A 22,183-nucleotide genomic window follows, 5' to 3' on the forward strand; every position below is an offset into this window, starting at 1 on the left:
TATTTTAATCCAATCCCGGATAAATGCCAATAGAAAGATGCTAAATCACCCACTTTTTGTGAAAATAGTCACGAAAATTAAACGCGCCATACCGTTATTAGTAAGACGCGTTTAATTAACTTATTTTAGGCCTGCCTTGGCACCAATGTCATGACGGTAAAAGCATTCTGGCTCATCCAACTGACCAAGATAATGGTACACCCGGTCATGAGCATCCTGGAGACTAGCGGATTGAGCCAACACCATCAAAAGTCGTCCTCCGGCACCATGGAGATCGTCAAGCTTACCATTAACATTAGCATAGGCAATCTCAATTCCATCGGCAGTTGGAAACTTTCCGAGGTCTTGTCCATGAACTGGCTTTTTAGGATAACCCTGAGAAGCCAGAACCACTCCAAAACAAGCCGCAGGATCAACCTCAATCGCTGGCATGGCACGGTCATCTAAGGCAGCATCGACTAGTTCAAAGAGGTCCGTCTTCAACCGGGGAAGAATTACTTGGGTTTCTGGGTCGCCGAGTCGGACGTTATATTCAATTACCTTCGGACCATCAACTGTCATAATCAGGCCAATGTAAAGAATGCCGTGGTAGTGATATTCACCCGCTACTAATCCCTTCACGGTTGGCACCACCACTTCATCAATCATGCGTCGGTGGTCTTGTGCACTCAGCTGCGGTAATGGACTGTAGGAGCCCATTCCCCCAGTATTAGGGCCGCGATCACCATCATAAGCACGCTTATGGTCCTGAGCCATCGGCAAAATACGATAATGGCCATCACTGAGCAGGACAAACATTGAATACTCGGGTCCCTGCAGACACTCTTCTAATACTAAGCGCGCTTGGCCACTGGCAAACATGTCCTTAATAGTTTGGATAGCCGTCTGCCGGTCTTGAGCAATTACGACCCCCTTACCTCCAGCGAGGCCGTTTTCCTTAATAACGACCGGGAAGCCAAACTGGTCAACATGCTTAATGGCCGCTGTTTGATCACGATAGGAAGCGTGTCGCGCAGTTGGCACACCATACTGATTCATAAAGTTGAGGGCGTAGTCCTTAGAGCCTTCGAGTTGTGCGGCCCGGGCAGTCGGGCCAAAGGCTTTCAGTCCAGCGGCACGAAAGTCATCAACGATTCCATCTACCAGACAATCTTCGGGGCCGATAAAAGTCCAGGCAACTTGGTGTTCTTTGGCGAATTTAATTAAACCCGCAAAATCAGTTTCCGCAATGGCAACTGGTTGAACACCAACCGTGGTCATCCCTACGTTGCCAGGAGCACAATAAACCTGTTTAACATGCTTGCTTTGCTGAAGCTTATGAGCAATAGCAAATTCACGGCCGCCTTCACCAACAACCAAAACATTGACTTGCTCTGCCATCATTTTGACCTCCTCAATTAATTTAGTGACGGAAATGCCGAACGCCAGTCATTACCATGGCAATGCCATACTTGTTCGCCATATCAATGGATTCTTGGTCGCGAATAGAACCACCCGGCTGGACTACGGCCTTGATACCGTGCTTGCCGGCAAATTCACAACAGTCACCAAACGGGAAGAAGGCATCGGAAGCCATTACGGTCCATTCATCGATTGCGTCCCCAGCGTGCTTGACAGCAATTTTCAGAGAATCAATTCGGTTAGGCTGACCTTCACCAACGCCGAGTGTTCGTTCGTCATTGGCCACCACGATGGCATTAGACTTAGCATGCTTAACGGCCTTCCAAGCAAACATCAATGTCTTAAGCTGGTCTTCGGTTGGCTTGACATCGGTGACACACTTCCAGTCATGGTAGTCTTCCTGCAAAGTATCCTGTTCTTGAGTCAGCATCCCGCCCATCACGGAAACCACTTCATGTTTAGTCGGCTCGTTCTTCTTAGAGAAGTCAAGACTAAGTAAACGAATATTCTTCTTCTTGGCTAATACAGCATAGGCGTCGTCATCGAAGCCGGGAGCAATGACAATCTCCAGGAAGATCTTGTGCATCTTTTGGGCAGTTGCTAGATCTACTTTGCGGTTCAGGGCAATGACCCCACCAAAAATGGAAACAGGATCAGCCTGATAGGCCCGGTCCCAAGCTTGTTCTAGCGTAGTACCCCGGCCAATACCACAAGGATTCATGTGTTTCATTGCGACAACAGTCGGCTGGTCAAATTCTCGAATACAACGTAGGGCTTCATCAGCATCCTTAATGTTGTTATAAGACAATTTCTTACCATGGAGTTGTTTTGCGGACAAAACGGAATAAGCCTTCGGTAAGGCATCCTCATATAACCAAGCTTTTTGATGGGAGTTTTCCCCGTAACGCATCGTTTCCTTAAGGTTCCAGGTTAGGGTTAATTGTTCTGGATCCTCCAGGCCAACTTGCTTAGTCAAGTATTGAGAGATCAAGGCATCGTAAGCGGCAGTGTGACGGAAGGCTTTGGCGGCAAGCTTGGCCCGGGTATCAAGTGTGGTATTGCCATTTGTCTTAATCTCATTTAGCACTTGGTCATAATCGCCCTGGTCAACGACAACGGTAACGTCACGATAGTTTTTCGCAGCAGACCGCACCATCGATGGGCCACCAATGTCAATGTTTTCAATAGCATCAGCAAGTTTAACGTTCGGCTGTTCAATCGTTTCCTTAAATGGGTAAAGGTTGACGCAAACAAGGTCAATCGGGGTAATGTGAAGTTTCTTAAGGGTGGCCATGTGTTCTGGCAATTCCCGGCGTGCTAAGAGGCCACCATGAACATAAGGATTCAGGGTCTTAACCCGGCCGTCGAGGATCTCCGGAAAATGGGTAACGTCTTCAATACTGATCGTCTTAATACCAGCCTGATCGAGTACTTTCTTGGTCCCACCGGTAGAAACAATCTCGTAGCCGTTTTCTGTCAGGCCTTTAACAAAAGGAACCAGATTTTTCTTATCAGATACACTTACCAATGCACGTTTCATGACTTAATTCTCCTTTTCGTTTAATGCCAGCAATGCTTCTTTTAACGCCAACGGGTATAACTGGTGTTCCGTTGCGTGAACCCGAGCTTCCAAAGTTTCCTCAGTATCATCATTTCGAATAGGAACATGACACTGAGCAATAATTGGCCCAGAATCCAAGTTGGCATCAATATAATGAACCGTGACCCCCGTTTGGCTGCGGTGGTCATTAAAGGCGCGTTCAATTGAATGTAGTCCTGGGTATTCCGGTAACCAAGCCGGGTGCAAGTTAATGATTCGGTGGTCATAATGATTTAAGATGGTTGGACCAACTACCCGTAAGTATCCAGCCAGGGCAATAAAGTCAATTTGATACTTTTGCAGGACGCCCAAGAGTTTTTTCTCGTAGGCTTCCTTACCCCCACAGGATTTAACCGTAAAGGCCACTGCTGGCACACCAAGCCGCTTGGCCCGGGCCATCACCGGAGCCTTCGGGTGGTTACAAAATAGTAATGCTAGTTCACCAGGTAAGTCACCAGCTTGAAAATGCTTAGTTAAAGCTTCGAAGTTAGTGCCGTTGCCCGATGCAAAAATTGCAGTTTTCATTTTATTAATGCCTCACTTAATCACAATCTTCTCTTGGCCAGCCGGTCGGGCCTTAAGTTGACCAATCTGGTAACTTGTTTCACCGGCCGCTTTTAGTTGCTTTTGAACCGTAGCTACTTGTTCGGGAGCTACTGCCAGGACAATCCCCAGGCCCATATTAAAAGTTTGAAAACAGTCAGCGGTTGGTAAGTGGCCCAGCTTTTGCAGGTAGTTAAAGACCGGTAATGATGGCCAAGTCGATGGATCAATTACTGCCTGGAGTTGGTCACCAAACATCCGTGGAACGTTTTCGATTAACCCACCACCAGTAATGTGACTGATCCCATGAAGTAAGTGCTGGTGAATCAAAGGCAGCAATTGACGGACATAAATCCGGGTTGGTGTCAAAATAGTTTCACCAACTGTCTTACCACCCAATTCTGCAGGCCGGTCAGTCAGTTGAACATCATGATCTTTAAAGAGAATCTGCCGAACCAGAGAAAAGCCATTGGAGTGAAGGCCACTTGATGGCAAGCCTAATAAGATATCTCCGGCTTGAGGAAGTTCTGCCGTCAGTAACTCATCTTTTTCAACCACCCCGGTTACGGTTCCTGCTAGGTCATATTCACTTGGCGCATACATGTCCGGCATCTCAGCCGTTTCACCACCAACTAGGGCGGTCTTAGCATCACGGCAGCCAGCGGCAACCCCTTGGACAATGGCAGCCATCTTGGCTGGATCATTGTGGCCAGTCGCAATATAGTCGAGGAAGAAGAGTGGTTCTGCGCCTTGGGCCAAGACGTCATTGACACACATGGCTACTACATCGATGCCGACCGTATCATGTTTACCCATTTTTTGGGCAATTAATAACTTGGTACCGACACCATCCGTCCCGGAAATGAGGATTGGATGTTTCACATGTAACTTTCCCAGATCAAACATGCCACCAAAACTGCCAATACCAGTCATCACTCCTGGCCGGTTGGTTGATTTCACTGCCGCCTTGATGCGGTGAACTAATTCATAGCCGGCGTTGACATTGACGCCAGCTGCTTGGTAACGGTTCATGATAATCGTTCCTTTCGTGCCCGTCGCTCTTGTTCGTTTAATGACTTCAAATAACCAGCTTCGTAATCGTACAGTGGTGTCGGATAATGGCCATTAAAGTAGGCCACGGTCAAACCACCATAGGGAGCATCCCCGGCATCGGGAACGCTGATCGCCTTGATCAAACTATCAACGCTTAGAAAGCCAAGCGAATCGGCACCGATTTGTTGGCGCATTCCTTCTACCGAGTAGTGGGCCGCCAGCAGTTCAGACCGTGTCGAGATATCAATTCCGTAAAAACACGGGAAACGAAACGGCGGTGAGGCAATCAAAAGGTGAACCTCTTTGGCTCCAGCGTGTCGCAGCATCTGAACAATTTGACGAGAGGTCGTACCACGGACGATAGAATCATCAACGACCGCGACCCGTTTACCCCTAACTACTCCCCGAACGGCGGATAGTTTCATGTGGACGCCTTGTTCGCGCAACGCTTGGGTTGGCTGAATAAAGGTCCGAGCAACGTATTGACTCTTGATCAGGCCCATCTCATAGGGCAGGCCAATTTCTTCAGCGTAACCAGAAGCAGCTGAAAGGGATGAATTGGGTACCCCAATCACCATATCGGCATCGACCGGGTGTTCATGAGCCAAAAGACGACCCATCTGTTTACGAGCGTTATGGACCGTCACCCCGTGAATGATCGAATCCGGCCGCGCAAAATAAATATATTCCATTGAGCAGATAGCTAACTGGGTATCGGTTGTGTAGTGATCGATATGCATCCCATCACGATCGATCACAATTAATTCGCCCGGTTGAACATCCCGAACAAAGTTAGCATTAACAATATCGAGAGCACAGGTTTCACTAGCAACTACATAGGCACCGTTGGCCATTCGTCCAATACACAGCGGACGGATACCGTTAGGATCTAAGGCGGCCACTAGGCAATTCTTTTTCAAAAGCAAGAAGGCAAAGCCACCGTGCACCTGGTTGAGGCTTTTCTTGAGAGCTGGAATAAAGCCCTCTTTAATGTGCTTACGAATTAAGTGAATCAGAATCTCGGTATCTGAATCAGACTGAAAAACCGCCCCATCATCTTCAAGGTGACGCCGTAAGGTAACCGCATTAGTTAAGTTACCATTATGCGCTAAGGCAATGTCGCCATCATGGAAATGATAAAGAAATGGCTGAACATTGGCGATTGAGTTATGACCACTGGTGCCATAACGCACGTGACCGATCGCGGCATCTCCCACCAGCCGTTTTAATTCGGCCGGATTGGCAAAGACATGGGCCAATAGTCCGCGATCACGGTGCTGGTACAAAGTTGTTCCATCACTAGAGACGATTCCAGCCCCTTCCTGACCACGGTGCTGTAAGGTATGCAAACCATAGTAGGTCAGTTGACTAGCATCTGGAGCGCCGAAAACACCGAAGACACCACATTCTTCGTTTAAGCCTTTAATTTCATCTGGCACGGAATCGCCTCCTCCCAGATTTGTTGCAGTGCACTAACATTTTGATTAATTTCATTGTCCATCAGGTGAGCTTCTAGCCAGTGGGTGTTAGTAACGGTTCCAACATAGTGGGCATCGTCACCAAGGTCTTGGTCAAAAGCTGCCACATGTTCAGGACGAACCGTCACCACGAAGCGACCTGGTGTTTCACTAAAGAGGCGAGTACTCGACAGGTGACGTAAGTTCAAGTTCATCCCCAAGTCAGTCTTAAAGAGTGTCTCTGCTAAGGCTACTCCAAGACCGCCTTCGCTGAGGTCATGACAACTAGCGACATGGCCATTAGTCATCGTATGTAATAAGCGCTTCATATAATCATGAGTATGGGTAAGGTCAAATGGTTTCACCAGCCCACTGATGTCACCCGTCATCATCTTCTGAAGCTCTGACCCAGCATAATCATCGCGGGTATCACCAACCAGGTATACGCGATCACCGGCGTGCTGAGCAAAACTAGGTACCACTCGGTCAATATTTTTAATTAAGCCGACCATGCCAACCATCGGTGTCGGGTAAATGGCGTGGCCATTATTTTCGTTGTAAAGGGAAACGTTCCCGGAAATAACTGGTGTGTCAAAGATCTTGCAAGCTTGCGCCATCCCAGCGACCGACTGGTGAAGTTCCCAAAAGATTTCAGGATCATTAGGGTCCCCGTAATTCAGGCAGTCAGTAATTGCTAATGGTTGAGCACCACTGGAAATGATGTTAGCCGCGGCCTCAACCAAGGCAATCTGGCCACCAACCGTTGGATTCAGGTAAACAAAGCGCCCATTACCATCGGTCGTCATCGCCAGGCCCTTATGAGTCCCCCGCACTCGAATAACACCGGCATCACTACCGGGGCCAACTACGGTACAGGTCCGAACCTGCGAATCATATTGTTGGTAAAAGGCCTTCTTGTCGGCAACTGTGGATTGGCCTAAAAGCCTACGTAGAGTTTGCTCCGCGTCCTTGACAACTGGCTGCCAGGACGGCTGGTGCTCCGCCTTAGTGATCCGAGCTGGCTTTCTCTCTTCACTCGATTCTTCTAAGACATCATCGGTTAAACTAGCAACTGGAATATTGCAGACAACCTGACCATCGTGACGTAAAACATATTGGTGGCCTTCAGTAATCCGGCCAATCGTAACCGCATCGAGATCATAGAAATCGAAAATCTTCTTGACGTCCTCTTCATGACCCTTATTAACACAGAGCAGCATCCGTTCCTGAGACTCACTCAGCATAATCTCATAGGCAGACATGTTAGTTTCACGTTGGGGAACTAGGTCGAGGTTTAATTCCATGCCACTCTTCCCTTCCGAAGCCATTTCGGCACTGGAAGAGACAATTCCAGCAGCCCCCATATCCTGGATGCCGACTAGCCAATCAGGGTGCTTGGTTGTTAATTCTAAGCAAGCTTCCACCAGTAGTTTTTCCATAAAGGGGTTCCCAACCTGAACGGCGGAACGCTGGGTGGCATTTTCGTCAGAAAAGTCGGCAGAGGCAAAAGTAGCACCGTGAATACCATCACGGCCGGTCTTCGCGCCGACATACATTACGGCATTACCGATTCCAGCAGCCCGTCCTTTTTGGATATCCTTCTGATTCATCAAGCCAACGCTCATAGCATTACAGAGAACATTTCCGGCATAGCAAGGATCAAAGGTCGTTTCACCAGCGACTGTCGGAATACCCATACAGTTACCGTAGTCGCCGATACCTCGCACTGTACCGTCAACCTTCATCCGAGTTTTGGCATCATTTAATTCGCCAAAGTGAAGCGAATCGAGGGAAGCCACCGGTCGAGCACCCATGGAAAAAATGTCCCGCAGGATTCCACCAATCCCGGTCGCTGCTCCCTGGTAAGGTTCCACCGTTGTAGGGTGGTTGTGGCTTTCGGCTTTAAAAACTACCGCTTGTCCATCACCAATGTCGACAACTCCGGCACCTTCACCAGGGCCCTGGAGAACACGTTTGTTCTTATTAGGAAATAGCCGGAGAACCGGCTTAGATTTCTTATAAGAGCAGTGTTCACTCCACATTGCCGAATAAAGGCCGGTTTCCGTATAGTTGGGCAGGCGACCAAGCAGGTGCTTGCTGATGTAGTTATATTCGTCCTCACTTAGGCTCCAATCCAAGTAAGGTTTCTTTTCTTTGACTTCTTCAGGGGTCATTGCTTGTTTCATTGTTCTGCCACCTTTACACTACCGTTTGCCAACAGGGACTTGAAGAGTCGCAAGCCATCGGTGTTACCAAGGATAGCTTCCACCGCTCGTTCAGGATGGGGCATCATTCCCAAAACGTTACCACGCTGGTTAGTAATTCCAGCAATATTTCGCAAACTACCATTTGGATTCTCCTCCGCATACCGGAATACTACTTGGTGGTTGGCTTCCAGCTGGTCCAATGTCTTCTGATCAGCATAGAAACTACCATCCGCGTGGGCAATCGGTAACTTAATCCGTTCATGGGGCTTGTACTGAGAAGTAAATAATGTCCGGTTGTTAACCACTTCGAGAGGAACAGTCTTGCAAATGAAGCGTTGGCTATCGTTAGGCTTGAGGGCCCCCGGCAAAAGTCCGGCTTCAGTCAGGATTTGGAAACCATTGCAGGTACCAAAAACCGGCTTACCTTCGTGGGCCATCTTGATGATTGCCGGCATGATGTTGGTGAAACGAGCAATTGCTCCTGCCCGCAAGTAATCTCCGTATGAAAAACCACCCGGTAGCATTACCGCATCATAATCATCTAGACTCGTTTCATGGTGAGAAACGTAGTCAACGTCGGCACCACAAACCGTACCTAAAGCTTCATACAGGTCAATATCACAGTTAGAACCAGGGAAAACAATTACCGCGATCTTCATTCTGCATCCTCCAATACTTGGTAATGGTAGGTTTCCATATTGAAATTCACTAGTAGCTGGTCAGCAATTTCCTGAACTGCCTTATCGACAGCCTTCCCAGTCGCATTCAAAGTCACATCAAAGAACTTGCCAACTTTGACGTCCGTAACCTCATCGTGACCCAGCGTATGAATAGCATTCTTGATCGTTTCACCTTGGGGGTCAAAAACAGATTGTTTATAAGTAACAAAGATGCGAACGTTAGTCATTAGGCTTCCTCCTTCACTACCTTTTGCAACCGAGCCAGTACTTTATCATAAGTCGTGGTGAGGTCGGCTAGCTTCCGCCGGTAAACATCCTTGTCCATATGATGCTTAGTCTTAAGGTCCCAAAGTCGGCAGTTATCAGGTGAAAATTCATCGGCAAGGACAATTTTGCCATCACTTAAGCGGCCAAATTCTAGTTTAAAGTCCACTAATTGCATCCCAGCCTTTTCGAAGAGTGGCTTTAGGAGACCATTAACCTCACGACTAAGGCTCCATGCCTTTTCTAAGTCGGCATGACTGGCGATCCCTAAGGCAATCGTGCCGGATTCATTAATAAATGGATCGTTCAGCTGATCACTCTTGTAGAAGGTTTCCTCAACGGGTTCAGGCAAAACCTTTCCTTCATCAAGGCCATAACGACTGGCAAAGTGACCGGCAATAACGTTACGGGTGACAAATTCCAATGGGAACATGTCACATTTCTTAACAAGGTCCTCAGTTGGAGAAAGCTGCTTAATAAAGTGAGTTGGAATTCCATGCTTAATCAAATAATGGAAAACCAGGTCGGAAATTGCCTTAGCGGCAGCCCCCTTACCAGCGAAGTGTTCCTTCTTCTTACCGTTCAATGCAGTGGCTTGATCCATATAAACCACTCGTAAAACGTCAGGATCATCTGTCTGCCACATTTGTTTTGCTTTTCCGGTATAAATCAGCTTTTCCATTTTAATTTTGACTCCTTTTAGTTATAAATACGAACTATATTTATATATAGTTAATTATTGTTCACATATTATGTCACCAATATAACAACTACTATCATGATTGTCAATAGTAATATCAAACAATATTTTATTTTTAAATAAAATCGTTCGTGTTTATTGCAAACAAATTAAAAAGGCTGGTTAACTTGTTTGTTAACTCAGTCGTTAAAGCTCAATTTTTGAAAAAGGCAAAGAAAAATTACTTCAATGCTTAAAACCAAAAAAGCACTCGATAATTGATTATCGAGTGCTTTTCAATTTTTAATCTAAACCGATTCGCTTATAAATATCGTCAACGTGTCGTAAGTGCCAGTGATAATCAAAGGCATCATCAAGATCTTTCTTGGTGAGTTGCTTCTGAATTGTCGGGTCCTTCTCCAACAACGGCCGGAATGGGATCTGTTCAGCCCAACACTTAGCAGTATATGGTTGAATCAGATCGTAGGCGGACTCCCGACTCATACCAGAATTAACCAGTTTGAGGAGAACACGACCAGAGTAGATTAATCCCAGGGTCTTCCCCATGTTCTTCTTCATCGTCTTAGGAAAGACGTCTAAGTTCTTGAGGATCCGGCCAAAACGCTTCAACATGTAATCAATCAGCGAAGTGACGTCTGGTAGAACAACCCGTTCAACGCTGGAGTGGGAAATATCACGTTCATGCCAGAGCGGGATATCTTCATAGGCCGGAACCATGTATCCCCGAAGCAGACGGGCACAGCCACAGATATTTTCGGAGCCAATCGGGTTACGCTTATGTGGCATAGCTGAAGATCCCTTCTGTCCCTTAGCAAAGTGTTCCTCGACTTCGTGAATTTCGGTCCGTTGAAGAGACCGGATTTCAGTAGCCATTTCTTCCATGCTAGAACCGATCAGGGCAATTGTAGCGATGTATTCGGCATGTAAGTCACGGGGCAGTACTTGAGTAGAAATCTCTTGGGCACGTAAACCGAGCTTATCACAAACATATTTTTCAACGAAGGGGTCGATTTCGGCAAAAGTACCAACTGCACCGGAAATTTTGCCGGCTTCAACACCTTTGGCCGCATGTTCAAAGCGTTCCTTATTACGTTTCATTTCAGAGTACCACCGTGCTGCCTTGAGGCCAAAGGTAGTCGGTTCAGCGTGGACACCGTGGGTCCGACCCATGCAAACAGTGTACTTGTATTTCTCAGCCATTTCTTTCAGAACATCGATAAAATTATCAATGTCTTGGCGAATAATGTTGTTGGCTTTTTTCAAGCGAAGGCCTTGGGCGGTATCAACCACATCAGTTGAGGTCATCCCATAATGAACCCATTTACGTTCAGGACCGAGTGACTTAGAAACATCCCGGGTGAAGGCAATTACATCATGGTGGGTAACGGCTTCAATCTTGGCAATTCCGTCAACACTGAACTTCGCATTCTTCTTAATTTTTTCCACATCTTCTGCAGGAATATGGCCCAGCTTACTCCAGGCTTCATCAGCTGCAATTTCTACTTCTAGCCAGCACTGGTATTGGTTTTTCAGGCTCCATAGCTTCTTCATTTCTGGGCTCGTGTAGCGATCAATCATCAGTCAAAATCCTCTCTATTCTTAATTCCAAAACCATTATCGCACAGGTTCCTCTTTGGGGTAAAGACGAACTTTAATCATTCCAAATCCCGGTATCGTCAATTTCTTGCAACGTTTGCTCAATGTCATCAGTCAGAATAGTAACGTGGCCCATCTTTCGATTATGACGAATCTCCGCCTTGCCATAATCATGAAAGTGCCAGTTAGGCTTTAGCGGGATCTGTTGACGTACTCCCGCCACGTGTTGACCTAAAACGTTAACCATCACAACAGGTTTAAGCAACTCAATCTTAGGCAATGGCCAGTTACAAATGGCCCGGTTGTGGATAGCAAACTGGGAAAAGTTGCAAGCCTCAATGGAATAGTGGCCTGAATTATGCGGACGCGGTGCCAGTTCATTAATATAAATTTCACCATCACGTTTGACAAACATTTCCACGCCCAGAATTCCCCGGAGATCAATTGCCTTGGCAATCTGGACGGCCATTTGTTTGGCCTTAGCCTGCATTGCTGATGAGATTCGAGCCGGGACAATACTGATATGTAAGATTTCATCATGATGAATGTTCTCAGCAACCGGAAAGACCGTCACTTGACCGTTTTCGTTCCGACCCACCATGACCGAACATTCAAGGTCGAAATGAACCCACCCTTCCAGGATGGCATCCTTAGTAGAGAGGATCCCATCGCACTTGGTAAGGTCAGCATCGCTGTGCAAGACTTCTTGACCGTGACCGTCATAACCGCCTTCACAGGTTTTTAGTACACAAGGATAACCAATCTTTTTAATAGCCGCTGAAAGATCAGCACGATTTTTGACTGCCATAAACGGAGCAGTCTTCATTCCCGCTTGCCGAAGAAAGGTTTTTTCCCGGATCCGATTTTTAGTGGTATAGAGTAGGTGCGTTCCCTGGGGGACATAAGCCGTGTCTGCCACATCCCGTAAGGCATTCAGGTCCACATTTTCAAATTCATAAGTTAAAACGTCACTACGCTGAGCCAATTCTTTGATGGCAGCCACGTCAGCGTATGGAGCCACGATTTGGTCATCGGCCACTTGACCACACGGACAATGCGGCGTCGGATCAAGGGTGATAACTTTCATCCCGGTCTGTTTAGCATCGAGCGCCATCATCTGGCCGAGCTGACCACCACCAATGATGCCAATCGTTTGTCCTTGTTGAATCATCGGTTTAGTCAAGATCTGCACTGCTTTCAACTGCCCGATCATGCATTTGCTGGCGGTAATCGATAATCCGCTGCTGAATCTTGGAATTAGTAGTGCCTAAAATCTGCAAAGCCAATAAGGCAGCATTCTTGGCACCGGCAACCCCGATCGCGGTGGTGGCCACCGGAATTCCTGCCGGCATCTGGACAATCGACAGTAAGGAATCCATTCCACCAAGTGCTTTAGTCTGACCTGGAATGCCAATTACCGGTAAAGGCGTATTTGCGGCGACCATCCCTGGCAGGTGGGCAGCTCCACCAGCACAAGCGATAATAACCTTGGTGCCCTTGGCAACCGCCTGTTTAGCAAAGGCGAACATTTCGTCTGGCATCCGGTGGGCCGAAATGACTTGTTTATCATAATCGACCCCAAATTGATCTAAAATCTGGCAGGTGTGCTTAACCGTTGGCCAGTCAGACTTACTACCCATGACAACACTAATTTCGCTCATCAGTAATTCCTCCTTAAAACTGCTTTAAGCATATCAAAGGCTTGTCAATTTTTCAATAGTATTTCTTAACTTTATTTAATATTTTATTTTTATTGTTCGTGATTAATTTGAATAAACTAAAAGAGCTCCCATATTTGGGGGCTCTTTAAACTAATCTTAGAACAATCCGGTAATTTTACCATTCTTATCAATTGTCATATTAACCGCTGCAGGAACCTTAGATAATCCCGGCATCGTCATCATGTTGCCAGATAAAGCAACGATGAAGCCAGCACCAAGCTTAGGAACTAAGCCCCGGATATGGAAGGTGAAGCCGGTTGGCGCACCGAGCTGATTCTTATCATCGGTAAAGGAGTACTGGGTCTTGGCAATGCAGACTGGTAACTTATCCCAACCAAGGGCAGTAAACTGCTTCAGTTGTCGCAATGCCCGTCGACTGAACTCCACCTTTTTGGCACCATAAATCTTGGTAGCTACCGTTTCAATTTTTTCTTTCGGGGTCATCCCAGCGTCATAAAGCGGGTGAAATTCACTCGGCTGATTAGCTAGCCGAACAACCTCTTTAGCAAGGTCTTGCGTACCGGCACCACCCTTAGCCCAGGCATCAGCTTCAACTACATTAACCCCGAGCTGCTTGCAATTATCCTCAATCATCTTAATTTCAGCGGGAGTATCAGTAACAAAGTGGTTGATAGCGACAACCAAAGGGACACCGTAACGTTGCATATTCTTGATGTGTCGATTAAGGTTAGCCATTCCCTTACGAAGAGCCGTCAGTTGTTCATCCTTCAAATCAGTCAAAGCAGCACCACCGTTGTATTCGAGTGCTCGTACGGTGGCAACGATTACCACAGCATCTGGATCCTTACCTAAAACGGGACGCTTGATGTCCATAAACTTCTCGGCTCCTAGGTCAGCACCAAATCCGGCTTCAGTAACCGTGTAATCAGCCAGTTGTAGAGCCGTCTTGGTCGCCAGGACACTGTTGCAACCGTGAGCAATGTTAGCAAATGGTCCCCCGTGAATAATCGTTGGCGTATGGTCGAGAGTTTGGACTAGGTTAGGCTTAATGGCATCCTTCAAAAGAATGGTAATTGCGTCGGCAAAGCCTAACTCTTTAACCGTAACTGGCTGCTTATCATAGGTATAGCCGACCACGATTCGGCCGACCCGTTTTTTAAGATCCATCAAGTCAGTGGACAGACAAAGAATAGCCATCAATTCAGATGCGGCAGTGATATCAAAGCCGGTTTGCCGTGGGACACCCTGCATGAGGCCGCCCAAGCCGGTGACAACGTTCCGTAATGCCCGATCATTGACATCTTCAACCCGCTTCCAGATAATCCGCCGTGGATCCAGGCCTAACTGGTTATCCCGCATGATGTAGTTATCCACCAGGGCCGCCAGGGTATTGTTAGCACTAGTCAGAGCGTGAAGGTCCCCAGTGAAGTGCAGGTTAATGTCTTCCATTGGGATCACCTGGCTATAACCACCTCCAGTGGCACCACCTTTGATTCCAAAAACCGGACCCATTGATGGTTCCCGCATGGCAATGACCGTCTGGTGACCAAGCTGGTTCAGCGCGTCACCGAGTCCCACCAAGATCGTTGACTTCCCCTCACCAGCCGGGGTAGGGTTGATGGAAGTTACCAGGACCAGTTTGTGCTTTTTCGTCGGGTGACTTTGGACAGGCAGGCTGATTTTGGCCTTGTACTTACCGTACTGCTCAATATCATCCTCACCCAGGCCTAGTTTGGCTGCAATTGTTTTAATCGGTTGAATATCTGCTTGATCGGCAATTTCAATATCTGTCATCATGATGGTATCCTCCTATTTACGAACAATAAGTAGAAACAAATGGTTTTAAATAACTTATATACATACAATACTAGTTAATATTGCACAAGTAAAGGGTAATTAACGAATTTTAATTTAATTTACTGCTGATTTAAGGTTACTAATAATCATTAAAATTGTCAAAAAGAAATAGCAGCTGTTAAGGCAAGTTTTCCAATAACTGTTACTTCTTATTCAATAATCATTTTCTCAACCTAACCCGCGACTTTTGACGAATTGATTTCACACCAAGAATATCCAAGAGGAAGGTGAAGATCGGCACACCAACGATCAACCCCCAGGTTCCCCAGAAGTGTTCACTGACCAATAAAATAATAAAGGTGTAGAAAATTGGCAAGTCAGTCTGGCTGGCCATGAACTTGGGATTAAGGACGTACGCCTCAAGTGCGTGAATAAAGATGACCATGATAATAATGTAGATAACATCTCGAATACCACCGACCGAATAAGCAACCAGGCTTAGTGGAATCGTCGAAATAATAACCCCGGCCACCGGCACCAGGCTAAAGGCAAAGACAATTAGGGCCAGCGCCAAGATTTGAGGCATGCGCATGAATAATAGGCAGACCGTCGTAATAGCAGTGTTACAAATAGCAATAAAAAATTGTGCTTCTAGGACGGCGCCAAAGGTATTAACAAACTTTTTGCCAAAGTAAGCTAGATCCTGAAAGAACCAACCAAAGGTACTATTTAAAAACAGCTTAGAAAAGGTGGTCGTTTCCCGCAGATCTAAAGCAAAAAAGAAGCTTAGAATAAAAGAAAGGAAGAAGGTAATCGTCATTGTCCCGATACTGGTCAAGGCACTGATGGCAAAACTGACACCGTGCTTGACCTGGGCCATGATTGTCGACCAACTAATATAGTGGCTAATATAATGATAAAGTGTCGTGGCATCTCGACTGCTATAAAAACTAATCACTGAATTCACCATCTTAACAACCTGGTGAATTAGGACTGGTAAGTACCTAGTAATGCCGAAATATAAGGCTAATAGCAACACAAGGTAAGTCACAACCACCGTAATTTTCATTGACAACCGTGGTAACCAGCGCTGAACAAATCGTACCCAGGTCACCACGATAAAGGTCAAGATAAAGGTTAGCAGAATCATATTCATCATTGAACGCAATAGCCAAAGTATTAGGATCACTAAAAAGAGAACCACAAAGCGGCGCAACTCAACATTTTTAATAAACCGATGCCAAGCATTTGTCATCAACAATCATCACCCTTCAGTTCAAAATGCTAATCTAATTTTAATATGTCCCCCTCTTTTCAGCAACGTTTCCTTTCACCAACGGTTTCTGCGTTACGGTCCCAAAGCCAGAGTGTTATAATAATGTCATTATTTGAGAAAGAAGGATGCTTTTAATGTTAGAAAAGACGTTCTATAAGTCACTGTTAAGTCATTCTTTCAACATCCCCGTTAAGATCATCTTCTGGGATGGTTCTAGTGTGGCTTATGGCGACGGCGAACCAGAAGTTACCATCACGTTTAAGGAAAAAATCCCGATTCGTGACATTACCAAGAACGCCTCAATTGCACTTGGGGAAGCCTACATGGATGGCAAGATTGAAATTCAGGGCAGCATCCAAAAGTTAATTGAATCCGCCTATGAGAGTGCCGGCAGCTTCATGCGGAGTTCTAAGTTTCGTAAGTTTTTGCCTAAGCAAAGTCATACCGAAAAGCAGACTGAAAGTGATGTTCAAAGTCATTATGATGTCGGCAATGATTTCTATAAGCTTTGGCTCGATGACACAATGACCTATTCTTGTGCCTACTTCACTAATGGCAATCATGATGACCTGACCCAGGCCCAGGAAGACAAGGTCCACCATATTTTGAAAAAGCTGGACCCGAAGCCTGGTAAAACATTCCTTGACATTGGCTGTGGTTGGGGAACATTAATGTTAACGGCCGCTAAAGAATATAAGCTCAAGGTAACGGGGGTCACTTTGAGTGAAGAACAGTTCCGCTTCGTTCAAGAACAGATCAAGAAAGACCATCTGGAAGACGTTGCCGAGGTTAAACTCGTCGACTACCGTGAACTTGGTGATCGCCAATGGGATTACATTACCTCGGTTGGGATGTTCGAACACGTTGGTAAAGAAAACCTGGGGCTTTACTTCAAGGATATCTACCGTTACCTTAAGAGTGATGGAGTTGCCTTAATCCACGGAATCACCCGGCAACAAGGTGGGGCCTACAATGGTTGGATTAACAAGTACATCTTCCCTGGTGGCTATATCCCCGGCCTGGTTGAAATGGTTCAGCACATCGAAGATAACCACATGCAGATTGCTGATATGGAAATGTTGCGACGCCATTACCAACGGACCCTGGAAATCTGGGACGCTAACTTTAATGCTCACCGAGCCCAGATCCAAGACATGATGGGTGAACGCTTTACCCGGATGTGGGATCTTTACCTCCAAGCCTGTGCTGCTTCTTTTGAATCCGGCAACATCGACGTTATCCAATACTTAATCACCAAGGGTCCTTCTGCTAAAAACCTACCGATGACTCGAGATTACATGACTAAGTAATTACATTTAACAGTTAAAATAACGGCTGGCGAGAAACATAGTTTTCTTGCCAGCCGTTTTTCACGTTATCGATAATTTACTAAAAGCCATTCTTGAGGTCATGAGCAAGTTGCTGTTTGCTAACTCCACGCCTCTTCAGATACCCATAAGGATCGTGGTGATCACCCCACAGGTGACGACTGACCCAGAGGTGGCTTTTAATCCCCTTAGTCTCTTTCCCACCACGATCAAGTGTTAAGGGAATGTTATACTTACCGGCCATGTCACGAGCAAGGTTGACATAGGCATGGTAATCGGCAGCAAAATTAGTTTGATTAGTAGTGTGACCAAGTTCAATTTGAACAGGAGCGTTGGCATTGGCCGTTGTACCCGCACCCCAAGCCACCGTACCCGGCCGCTTAATTTGGTAAACGGTCCCCTGAGAACCGACCACAAAATTAGTATAGGCTTGGTTAGAATCAGCGGTTGCTTTCATAAAAGCTGCCCCTTCTCTGCCACTACCCGCATTACCGATATCGTGCAAAATAATGTATTTAGCATGGGCTCGCTGGTTAGAGCCTTGCTGAGCCGATAATTGATAGTGATAATTAACCCGATAAGGTAAGGTTTGCTTACCATTTTTAGCAAAATGATATTGAACACCATTAATCGTGTGGGTCCCGGTTAACCGATGATGCCAACGCACATAAGCCCAATCATGGCCATCATAGTACCAACCGTTTTGTGAATACTGACGCTTAGTTAAAACCGCTTTTGAAACATAATGAATCTGATTTGAAGAAATCCCAGAACGAACATTAATACAATAGTGGAGATAGTCATAACCACCCAAACAGCTAATTAATAGTAGTAAGGTAAGAATCAGAAAAAATAACGGGTGTTTCATTATTACATTCAAGCTTCTATCCTCCACGTAATTTATTATCACTATTTTATAAAAGTGATATGAAAAAGGTATGAAGAAAGCAAAAACGTTCACAAAATTGTGAACGTTTTTTAGAGATCCATTTAATTTTGTTATAACTATGCTTGCCGGTGGTCATTGCTCCACTTCATCGGATCCTCTCGCCATTCTTGAAGTGATTTAAGGTGGTCAGCACTAATCAGATCATTTTGTTTAGCTTCTTGAATCAAGGTCGTGTAGTCAGTAACGGTGTAATACTTCAGATTGTTGGCCAGAAAGTTTTGTTCGGCTGCCTGAAGCTGATAAGTAAAGATCGCTACTACTCCAATAACCTGGGCACCGGTATTATTAACGGCTCGAACAGCATTTAAGACACTGCCACCCGTAGAAATCAGATCATCAATCACAACAACCTTTTGACCTAGCTTTAGAACACCTTCAACCTGGTGGCCCTGGCCATGGTCTTTCGGTTTAGGCCGAACATATACCATTGGCAGGCCCATCTCCTGGGCAACCCAGGCGGCATGCGGGATTCCAGCTGTGGCAGTCCCGGCAATGACATCAGCATCCGCAAAGTGGAGGTTAATCTGTTCTTCCATCCCATTGTAAATTGCCTGACGAACATCAGGATAGGAAATGGTCAGACGGTTATCTGTATAGATTGGTGCCTTAAGGCCACTAGCCCAAGTGTAGGGCTTTTCCGGGCTCAAGGTAACCGCGTGAATCTTTAATAATGCCTTAGCAACTCTTTGTGAATAAGTCATAAGTTTTCCTCCTAATCTGCTAAAAATGCCTGTTGAATCTTTTGATAAGCTGCAACCGGATCATCACTCTGGGTAATTGGTCGACCGACTACAATTCCGTTGCTACCTAGTTCCCGAGCTTGAGCAGGTGTTACTACCCGCTTTTGGTCATCATGAACCTTCAAGGATGGCCGAATTCCGGGGGTGATACAAAGAAAGTCTGGTCGGGTTACCTGACGAATGGCCGGTAACTCCCGGGCCGAGCAAACGACACCAGCCAGGCCAACACTTTCTGCTAATTGGGCATAATTTTGAACGGATTCAATCAATGAAAGATCAACGTGCTGCTGTTCATGCAGAATTTGATCATCAATAGAAGTCAGTTGAGTAATAGCTAGTAACTTAGCAGGTCGTACTCCGGCTTGAACAGCTCCTTCTTCTAAGCCATCTAACCCTGCCGTTAACATCTCAGTACCACCGGCCGCATGGATGGTTGTAAAGTCAATCCCTAACCGACCAATTGCCGCCATGGCCCGGTGAACAGTATTTGGAATATCATAGAGCTTCAGATCAAGAAAAATTTTGAAGCCGCGGCGGTGAGCTTCTTTTACGATTTCCTGACCTAAACCGTAGTATAATTCCATGCCAATTTTAACAATTGGTTTGGGAGTTACATCAAGTTCTTCAAATAGTTTGATGGCCTCGGCCTTCGTGGCAACGTCAATGGCCACCATTGGTACGTAGCGTTTCAAAACTTTACCTCCCATAAATCAGTCAACTTTTCAATTCCATATTTATCCATCGTCATTGGTAATTCTGCCGCGATCTTCGGCAAGGCTAAGGAGTCATGAAAGCTAGCCGCACCAACTTCTACTGCGTTAGCTCCGGCCATCATAAATTCCAGTACGTCTTCGGCACTCTGAATGCCACCCACACCGATAATTGGAATTTGAGAAACACTGCGCACTTGATGTATCATCCGCAGGGCCATTGGCTTCAATGCCGGGCCGGACAAACCACCAGTTACGTTAGCCAAGACTGGACGGCGAGTTTTAAGGTTAATGCTCAAACCGGTTAGGGTATTAATCATTGTTAAGCCATTTGCACCGCCTCGCTCAGCTGCTTGAGCTAACGGAACAATATTGGTTACATTTGGAGTTAGTTTGACATAAATTGGTACCCCATGGGCCACCTTTACAACCCGCCTAACTAGATCTTCGAGAATTGCTGGGTCAGTGCCCATTGCTAAGCCACCATGCTTAACGTTTGGACAAGAAACGTTGAGTTCCAGGGCATTAATACCAGCTGCGTTTGTTAATCGATCAACAACCTCCTCGTATTCGCTGGTGGAAAAGCCTGCCGCACTAGCAATTATTGGCAATTGCGGATAATTGGCCTGCAGCCAGGGAAGCTTTTCATCAAGGACCCGTTGAACACCAACATTCTGTAAGCCATTAGCATTTAACCAACCAGCAGTCGTTTGGCAAACCCGGGGACGGGGATTACCCGATCGTGGATCCTTGGTAGTGGACTTCAAAACTAATGATCCTAAACGATTCAAGTCATAATTCTTAGCGATTTCCTGGCCATAACCACAGGTACCACTAGCGGCGATCACTGGATTCTTTAGTGATAACCCTGGTAAAGATACATGCAATCGTTCCGCTGCTTTCATTTTCCTGCCTCCCGATCATAAACGAGCTTGCCATCGACAAAGGTCTTGTCAGTCAAACCGTAAACTTGGTCACCGGCAAAAGGAGTATTGTGACCCTTAGAGAAGAATTGATCAGGTTCAATCGTGCCCTGATGGTCGATATCAAAGACGGCGATGTCAGCTGGATCACCAACCTGCAGTAAGCCAACATTAGTAAGGTTAAAAATCCGTTGAGGGGCCTTACTCAACCAGTTGATTAACTGACCAAGGGTAAAGATCTTGTTCCTGACGTAACGGGTATAAAGGAGGGCAAAAACGGTCTCGCTGCCAACAATGCCGTTTGGTGATTTCAGGAAGCCTTGGTGCTTTTCGGCATCAGTGTGTGGAGCATGATCAGTGGCAATGCAATCAATTGTTCCGTCCAAAAGCCCAGCTAGGCAAGCTTCTTGATCCTGTCGACTACGTAATGGTGGATTCATTTTGAACTCGGCATTGTCCCCTGGAATGTCGGCATCCGCTAATAGGAGATGATGGGGGGCTACTTCACAAGTAACATTAATGCCGAGGCGTTTAGCATGCCGAACCTGCTCGATACTCTCCTTAGTTGAAACATGACAAACATGGTAGTGAGCGCCGGTTGCCTGGGCAATCACAATGTTACGAGCAATTTGAGCGGTTTCACTGATCTTGGGCATTCCTGGCAGACCCATCTTTTTGGCAACGGGGCCGGCATTAATCACGCCACCATTGGCCAATTGGTTATCCTGGGCATGATCACACAGTGGCAAATTGTACTTGGCTAGTTGTTGCATTGCCCGGTAAACAACCCCAGCGTCTTGGATTCCAGCACCATCATCACTAAACATTCGTGCTCCAGCTGCATATTGTGCTGCCACGTCGACCGGCTCTTTGCCAGCTCGACCTTTAGTAACCGGGGAGTACTGAATAATTTTAATAGCCCCTTCTTTTTGGTTACGGGCCACCTGAGCCTTGAAGCGTTCCGGCGTGTCACAGGTAGGCTTTAGGTTCGCCATAGCGGCAATGGTGGTAAAGCCACCGTGTGCCGCCGCCTTACTACCGGTGGCAATGGTTTCTTTGTTGGTATAGCCTGGTTCGCGCAGGTGAACATGAATATCGATCAAGCCTGGTGTCACCAAGTTATTATTCAAGTCAACTACCGTAGTATTCTCATTAGCAGTCAAATTAGCACCGATGACCTTGATCTTGCCATCTTCAATTAGAATATCGCAAGCTGTCAGCTTCTCGCCAACTAACCGGCGACCATTTTTTAATAGGGTTTGAGTCATAAAACTCAC

Annotated in this window: 20 protein-coding genes; 1 reads left to right on the plus strand and 19 read right to left on the minus strand. The window is 46.3% G+C overall.

From position 1 onward, the window contains the following. Window positions 1-120 precede the first annotated feature (120 nt). The 14 genes from purD to ACEYV4_RS03920 all read right to left on the minus strand — a co-directional run bounded on the left by purD (window position 121) and on the right by ACEYV4_RS03920 (window position 16,235). The gene (gene purD, locus ACEYV4_RS03855; protein WP_373842115.1) at window positions 121-1,380 is read right to left on the minus strand and encodes a phosphoribosylamine--glycine ligase; all 1,260 of its coding nucleotides are present in this window, start codon (window positions 1,378-1,380) and stop codon (window positions 121-123) included. Window positions 1,381-1,402: 22 nt separating this feature from the next. Then, window positions 1,403-2,941, minus strand: a complete 1,539-nt coding sequence (gene purH / locus ACEYV4_RS03860; RefSeq protein WP_373842116.1) for a bifunctional phosphoribosylaminoimidazolecarboxamide formyltransferase/IMP cyclohydrolase — start codon at window positions 2,939-2,941, stop codon at window positions 1,403-1,405. Window positions 2,942-2,944: 3 nt separating this feature from the next. Beyond that, window positions 2,945-3,526: a phosphoribosylglycinamide formyltransferase gene (gene purN, locus ACEYV4_RS03865; protein WP_373842117.1), complete on the minus strand. Its 582-nt coding sequence runs from the start codon at window positions 3,524-3,526 to the stop codon at window positions 2,945-2,947. Window positions 3,527-3,538: 12 nt separating this feature from the next. Continuing rightward, entirely contained in the window at window positions 3,539-4,576 is a 1,038-nt protein-coding gene (purM, locus tag ACEYV4_RS03870; RefSeq protein WP_373842118.1) for a phosphoribosylformylglycinamidine cyclo-ligase, read from the minus strand. After that, on the minus strand, window positions 4,573-6,036 hold the full coding sequence (gene purF / locus ACEYV4_RS03875; protein WP_373842119.1) for an amidophosphoribosyltransferase: 1,464 nt from the start codon (window positions 6,034-6,036) through the stop codon (window positions 4,573-4,575). The genes purM and purF overlap by 4 nt, the downstream gene beginning before the upstream one ends. Next, window positions 6,012-8,240 (minus strand): phosphoribosylformylglycinamidine synthase subunit PurL, encoded by a 2,229-nt coding sequence (gene purL / locus ACEYV4_RS03880; protein ID WP_373842120.1) that lies wholly within the window; start codon window positions 8,238-8,240, stop codon window positions 6,012-6,014. Before purL ends, purF begins: the two co-directional genes overlap by 25 nt. After that, entirely contained in the window at window positions 8,237-8,920 is a 684-nt protein-coding gene (gene purQ / locus ACEYV4_RS03885; protein WP_373842121.1) for a phosphoribosylformylglycinamidine synthase subunit PurQ, read from the minus strand. Before purQ ends, purL begins: the two co-directional genes overlap by 4 nt. Then, window positions 8,917-9,168: a phosphoribosylformylglycinamidine synthase subunit PurS gene (purS, locus tag ACEYV4_RS03890; RefSeq protein ID WP_373842122.1), complete on the minus strand. Its 252-nt coding sequence runs from the start codon at window positions 9,166-9,168 to the stop codon at window positions 8,917-8,919. The genes purQ and purS overlap by 4 nt, the downstream gene beginning before the upstream one ends. Beyond that, complete coding sequence (gene purC, locus ACEYV4_RS03895) at window positions 9,168-9,887, minus strand: phosphoribosylaminoimidazolesuccinocarboxamide synthase (RefSeq protein ID WP_373842123.1); 720 nt, start codon at window positions 9,885-9,887, stop codon at window positions 9,168-9,170. Before purC ends, purS begins: the two co-directional genes overlap by 1 nt. Before the next feature lie 300 nt (window positions 9,888-10,187). Further along, the gene (gene purB / locus ACEYV4_RS03900) at window positions 10,188-11,483 is read right to left on the minus strand and encodes an adenylosuccinate lyase (protein ID WP_373842124.1); all 1,296 of its coding nucleotides are present in this window, start codon (window positions 11,481-11,483) and stop codon (window positions 10,188-10,190) included. Between the two features lie 73 nt (window positions 11,484-11,556). Beyond that, the gene (gene purK, locus ACEYV4_RS03905; RefSeq protein WP_373842125.1) at window positions 11,557-12,714 is read right to left on the minus strand and encodes a 5-(carboxyamino)imidazole ribonucleotide synthase; all 1,158 of its coding nucleotides are present in this window, start codon (window positions 12,712-12,714) and stop codon (window positions 11,557-11,559) included. Continuing rightward, entirely contained in the window at window positions 12,677-13,162 is a 486-nt protein-coding gene (gene purE, locus ACEYV4_RS03910) for a 5-(carboxyamino)imidazole ribonucleotide mutase (protein ID WP_373842126.1), read from the minus strand. The genes purK and purE overlap by 38 nt, the downstream gene beginning before the upstream one ends. A gap of 156 nt (window positions 13,163-13,318) precedes the next feature. Further along, window positions 13,319-14,980 carry a formate--tetrahydrofolate ligase gene (locus tag ACEYV4_RS03915; protein WP_373842127.1) on the minus strand — a complete coding sequence of 554 codons (1,662 nt, stop codon included), beginning with the start codon at window positions 14,978-14,980 and terminating at the stop codon, window positions 13,319-13,321. Window positions 14,981-15,200: 220 nt separating this feature from the next. Beyond that, complete coding sequence (locus ACEYV4_RS03920; protein ID WP_373842128.1) at window positions 15,201-16,235, minus strand: AI-2E family transporter; 1,035 nt, start codon at window positions 16,233-16,235, stop codon at window positions 15,201-15,203. A gap of 155 nt (window positions 16,236-16,390) precedes the next feature. On the opposite strand from ACEYV4_RS03920, the gene ACEYV4_RS03925 reads away from it, so the two are divergent. Next, complete coding sequence (locus ACEYV4_RS03925) at window positions 16,391-17,566, plus strand: class I SAM-dependent methyltransferase (RefSeq protein ID WP_373842129.1); 1,176 nt, start codon at window positions 16,391-16,393, stop codon at window positions 17,564-17,566. A gap of 79 nt (window positions 17,567-17,645) precedes the next feature. Here the strand turns inward: ACEYV4_RS03925 and ACEYV4_RS03930 are convergent, their stop codons facing one another. The 5 genes from ACEYV4_RS03930 to ACEYV4_RS03950 form a co-directional block, all read right to left on the minus strand. Next, a complete protein-coding gene (locus ACEYV4_RS03930) occupies window positions 17,646-18,464 on the minus strand; it encodes an N-acetylmuramoyl-L-alanine amidase (RefSeq protein ID WP_373842130.1) in 819 nt (272 codons plus the stop codon). A 125-nt stretch (window positions 18,465-18,589) separates the two neighbouring features. Further along, the gene (gene pyrE / locus ACEYV4_RS03935; RefSeq protein WP_373842131.1) at window positions 18,590-19,234 is read right to left on the minus strand and encodes an orotate phosphoribosyltransferase; all 645 of its coding nucleotides are present in this window, start codon (window positions 19,232-19,234) and stop codon (window positions 18,590-18,592) included. Window positions 19,235-19,245: 11 nt separating this feature from the next. Then, complete coding sequence (gene pyrF, locus ACEYV4_RS03940) at window positions 19,246-19,980, minus strand: orotidine-5'-phosphate decarboxylase (protein ID WP_373842132.1); 735 nt, start codon at window positions 19,978-19,980, stop codon at window positions 19,246-19,248. Next, complete coding sequence (locus ACEYV4_RS03945; protein ID WP_373842133.1) at window positions 19,962-20,888, minus strand: dihydroorotate dehydrogenase; 927 nt, start codon at window positions 20,886-20,888, stop codon at window positions 19,962-19,964. The genes pyrF and ACEYV4_RS03945 overlap by 19 nt, the downstream gene beginning before the upstream one ends. Then, a complete protein-coding gene (locus ACEYV4_RS03950) occupies window positions 20,885-22,174 on the minus strand; it encodes a dihydroorotase (RefSeq protein WP_373842134.1) in 1,290 nt (429 codons plus the stop codon). The genes ACEYV4_RS03945 and ACEYV4_RS03950 overlap by 4 nt, the downstream gene beginning before the upstream one ends. Window positions 22,175-22,183 lie beyond the last annotated feature (9 nt).

Source organism: Limosilactobacillus sp. (assembly GCF_041859915.1).
Lineage (GTDB): Bacteria > Bacillota > Bacilli > Lactobacillales > Lactobacillaceae > Limosilactobacillus.

Coding starts and splice junctions, on each gene's coding strand:
- purD (WP_373842115.1), bottom strand. CDS start 1,380: ATGGCAGAGCAAGTCAATGTTTTGGTTGTTGGTGAAGGCGGCCGTGAA.
- purH (WP_373842116.1), bottom strand. CDS start 2,941: ATGAAACGTGCATTGGTAAGTGTATCTGATAAGAAAAATCTGGTTCCT.
- purN (WP_373842117.1), bottom strand. CDS start 3,526: ATGAAAACTGCAATTTTTGCATCGGGCAACGGCACTAACTTCGAAGCT.
- purM (WP_373842118.1), bottom strand. CDS start 4,576: ATGAACCGTTACCAAGCAGCTGGCGTCAATGTCAACGCCGGCTATGAA.
- purL (WP_373842120.1), bottom strand. CDS start 8,240: ATGAAACAAGCAATGACCCCTGAAGAAGTCAAAGAAAAGAAACCTTAC.
- purQ (WP_373842121.1), bottom strand. CDS start 8,920: ATGAAGATCGCGGTAATTGTTTTCCCTGGTTCTAACTGTGATATTGAC.
- purS (WP_373842122.1), bottom strand. CDS start 9,168: ATGACTAACGTTCGCATCTTTGTTACTTATAAACAATCTGTTTTTGAC.
- purC (WP_373842123.1), bottom strand. CDS start 9,887: ATGGAAAAGCTGATTTATACCGGAAAAGCAAAACAAATGTGGCAGACA.
- purB (WP_373842124.1), bottom strand. CDS start 11,483: ATGATTGATCGCTACACGAGCCCAGAAATGAAGAAGCTATGGAGCCTG.
- purK (WP_373842125.1), bottom strand. CDS start 12,714: ATGATCGGGCAGTTGAAAGCAGTGCAGATCTTGACTAAACCGATGATT.
- purE (WP_373842126.1), bottom strand. CDS start 13,162: ATGAGCGAAATTAGTGTTGTCATGGGTAGTAAGTCTGACTGGCCAACG.
- ACEYV4_RS03915 (WP_373842127.1), bottom strand. CDS start 14,980: ATGATGACAGATATTGAAATTGCCGATCAAGCAGATATTCAACCGATT.
- ACEYV4_RS03920 (WP_373842128.1), bottom strand. CDS start 16,235: ATGACAAATGCTTGGCATCGGTTTATTAAAAATGTTGAGTTGCGCCGC.
- ACEYV4_RS03925 (WP_373842129.1), top strand. CDS start 16,391: ATGTTAGAAAAGACGTTCTATAAGTCACTGTTAAGTCATTCTTTCAAC.
- pyrE (WP_373842131.1), bottom strand. CDS start 19,234: ATGACTTATTCACAAAGAGTTGCTAAGGCATTATTAAAGATTCACGCG.
- pyrF (WP_373842132.1), bottom strand. CDS start 19,980: ATGGGAGGTAAAGTTTTGAAACGCTACGTACCAATGGTGGCCATTGAC.
- ACEYV4_RS03945 (WP_373842133.1), bottom strand. CDS start 20,888: ATGAAAGCAGCGGAACGATTGCATGTATCTTTACCAGGGTTATCACTA.
- ACEYV4_RS03950 (WP_373842134.1), bottom strand. CDS start 22,174: ATGACTCAAACCCTATTAAAAAATGGTCGCCGGTTAGTTGGCGAGAAG.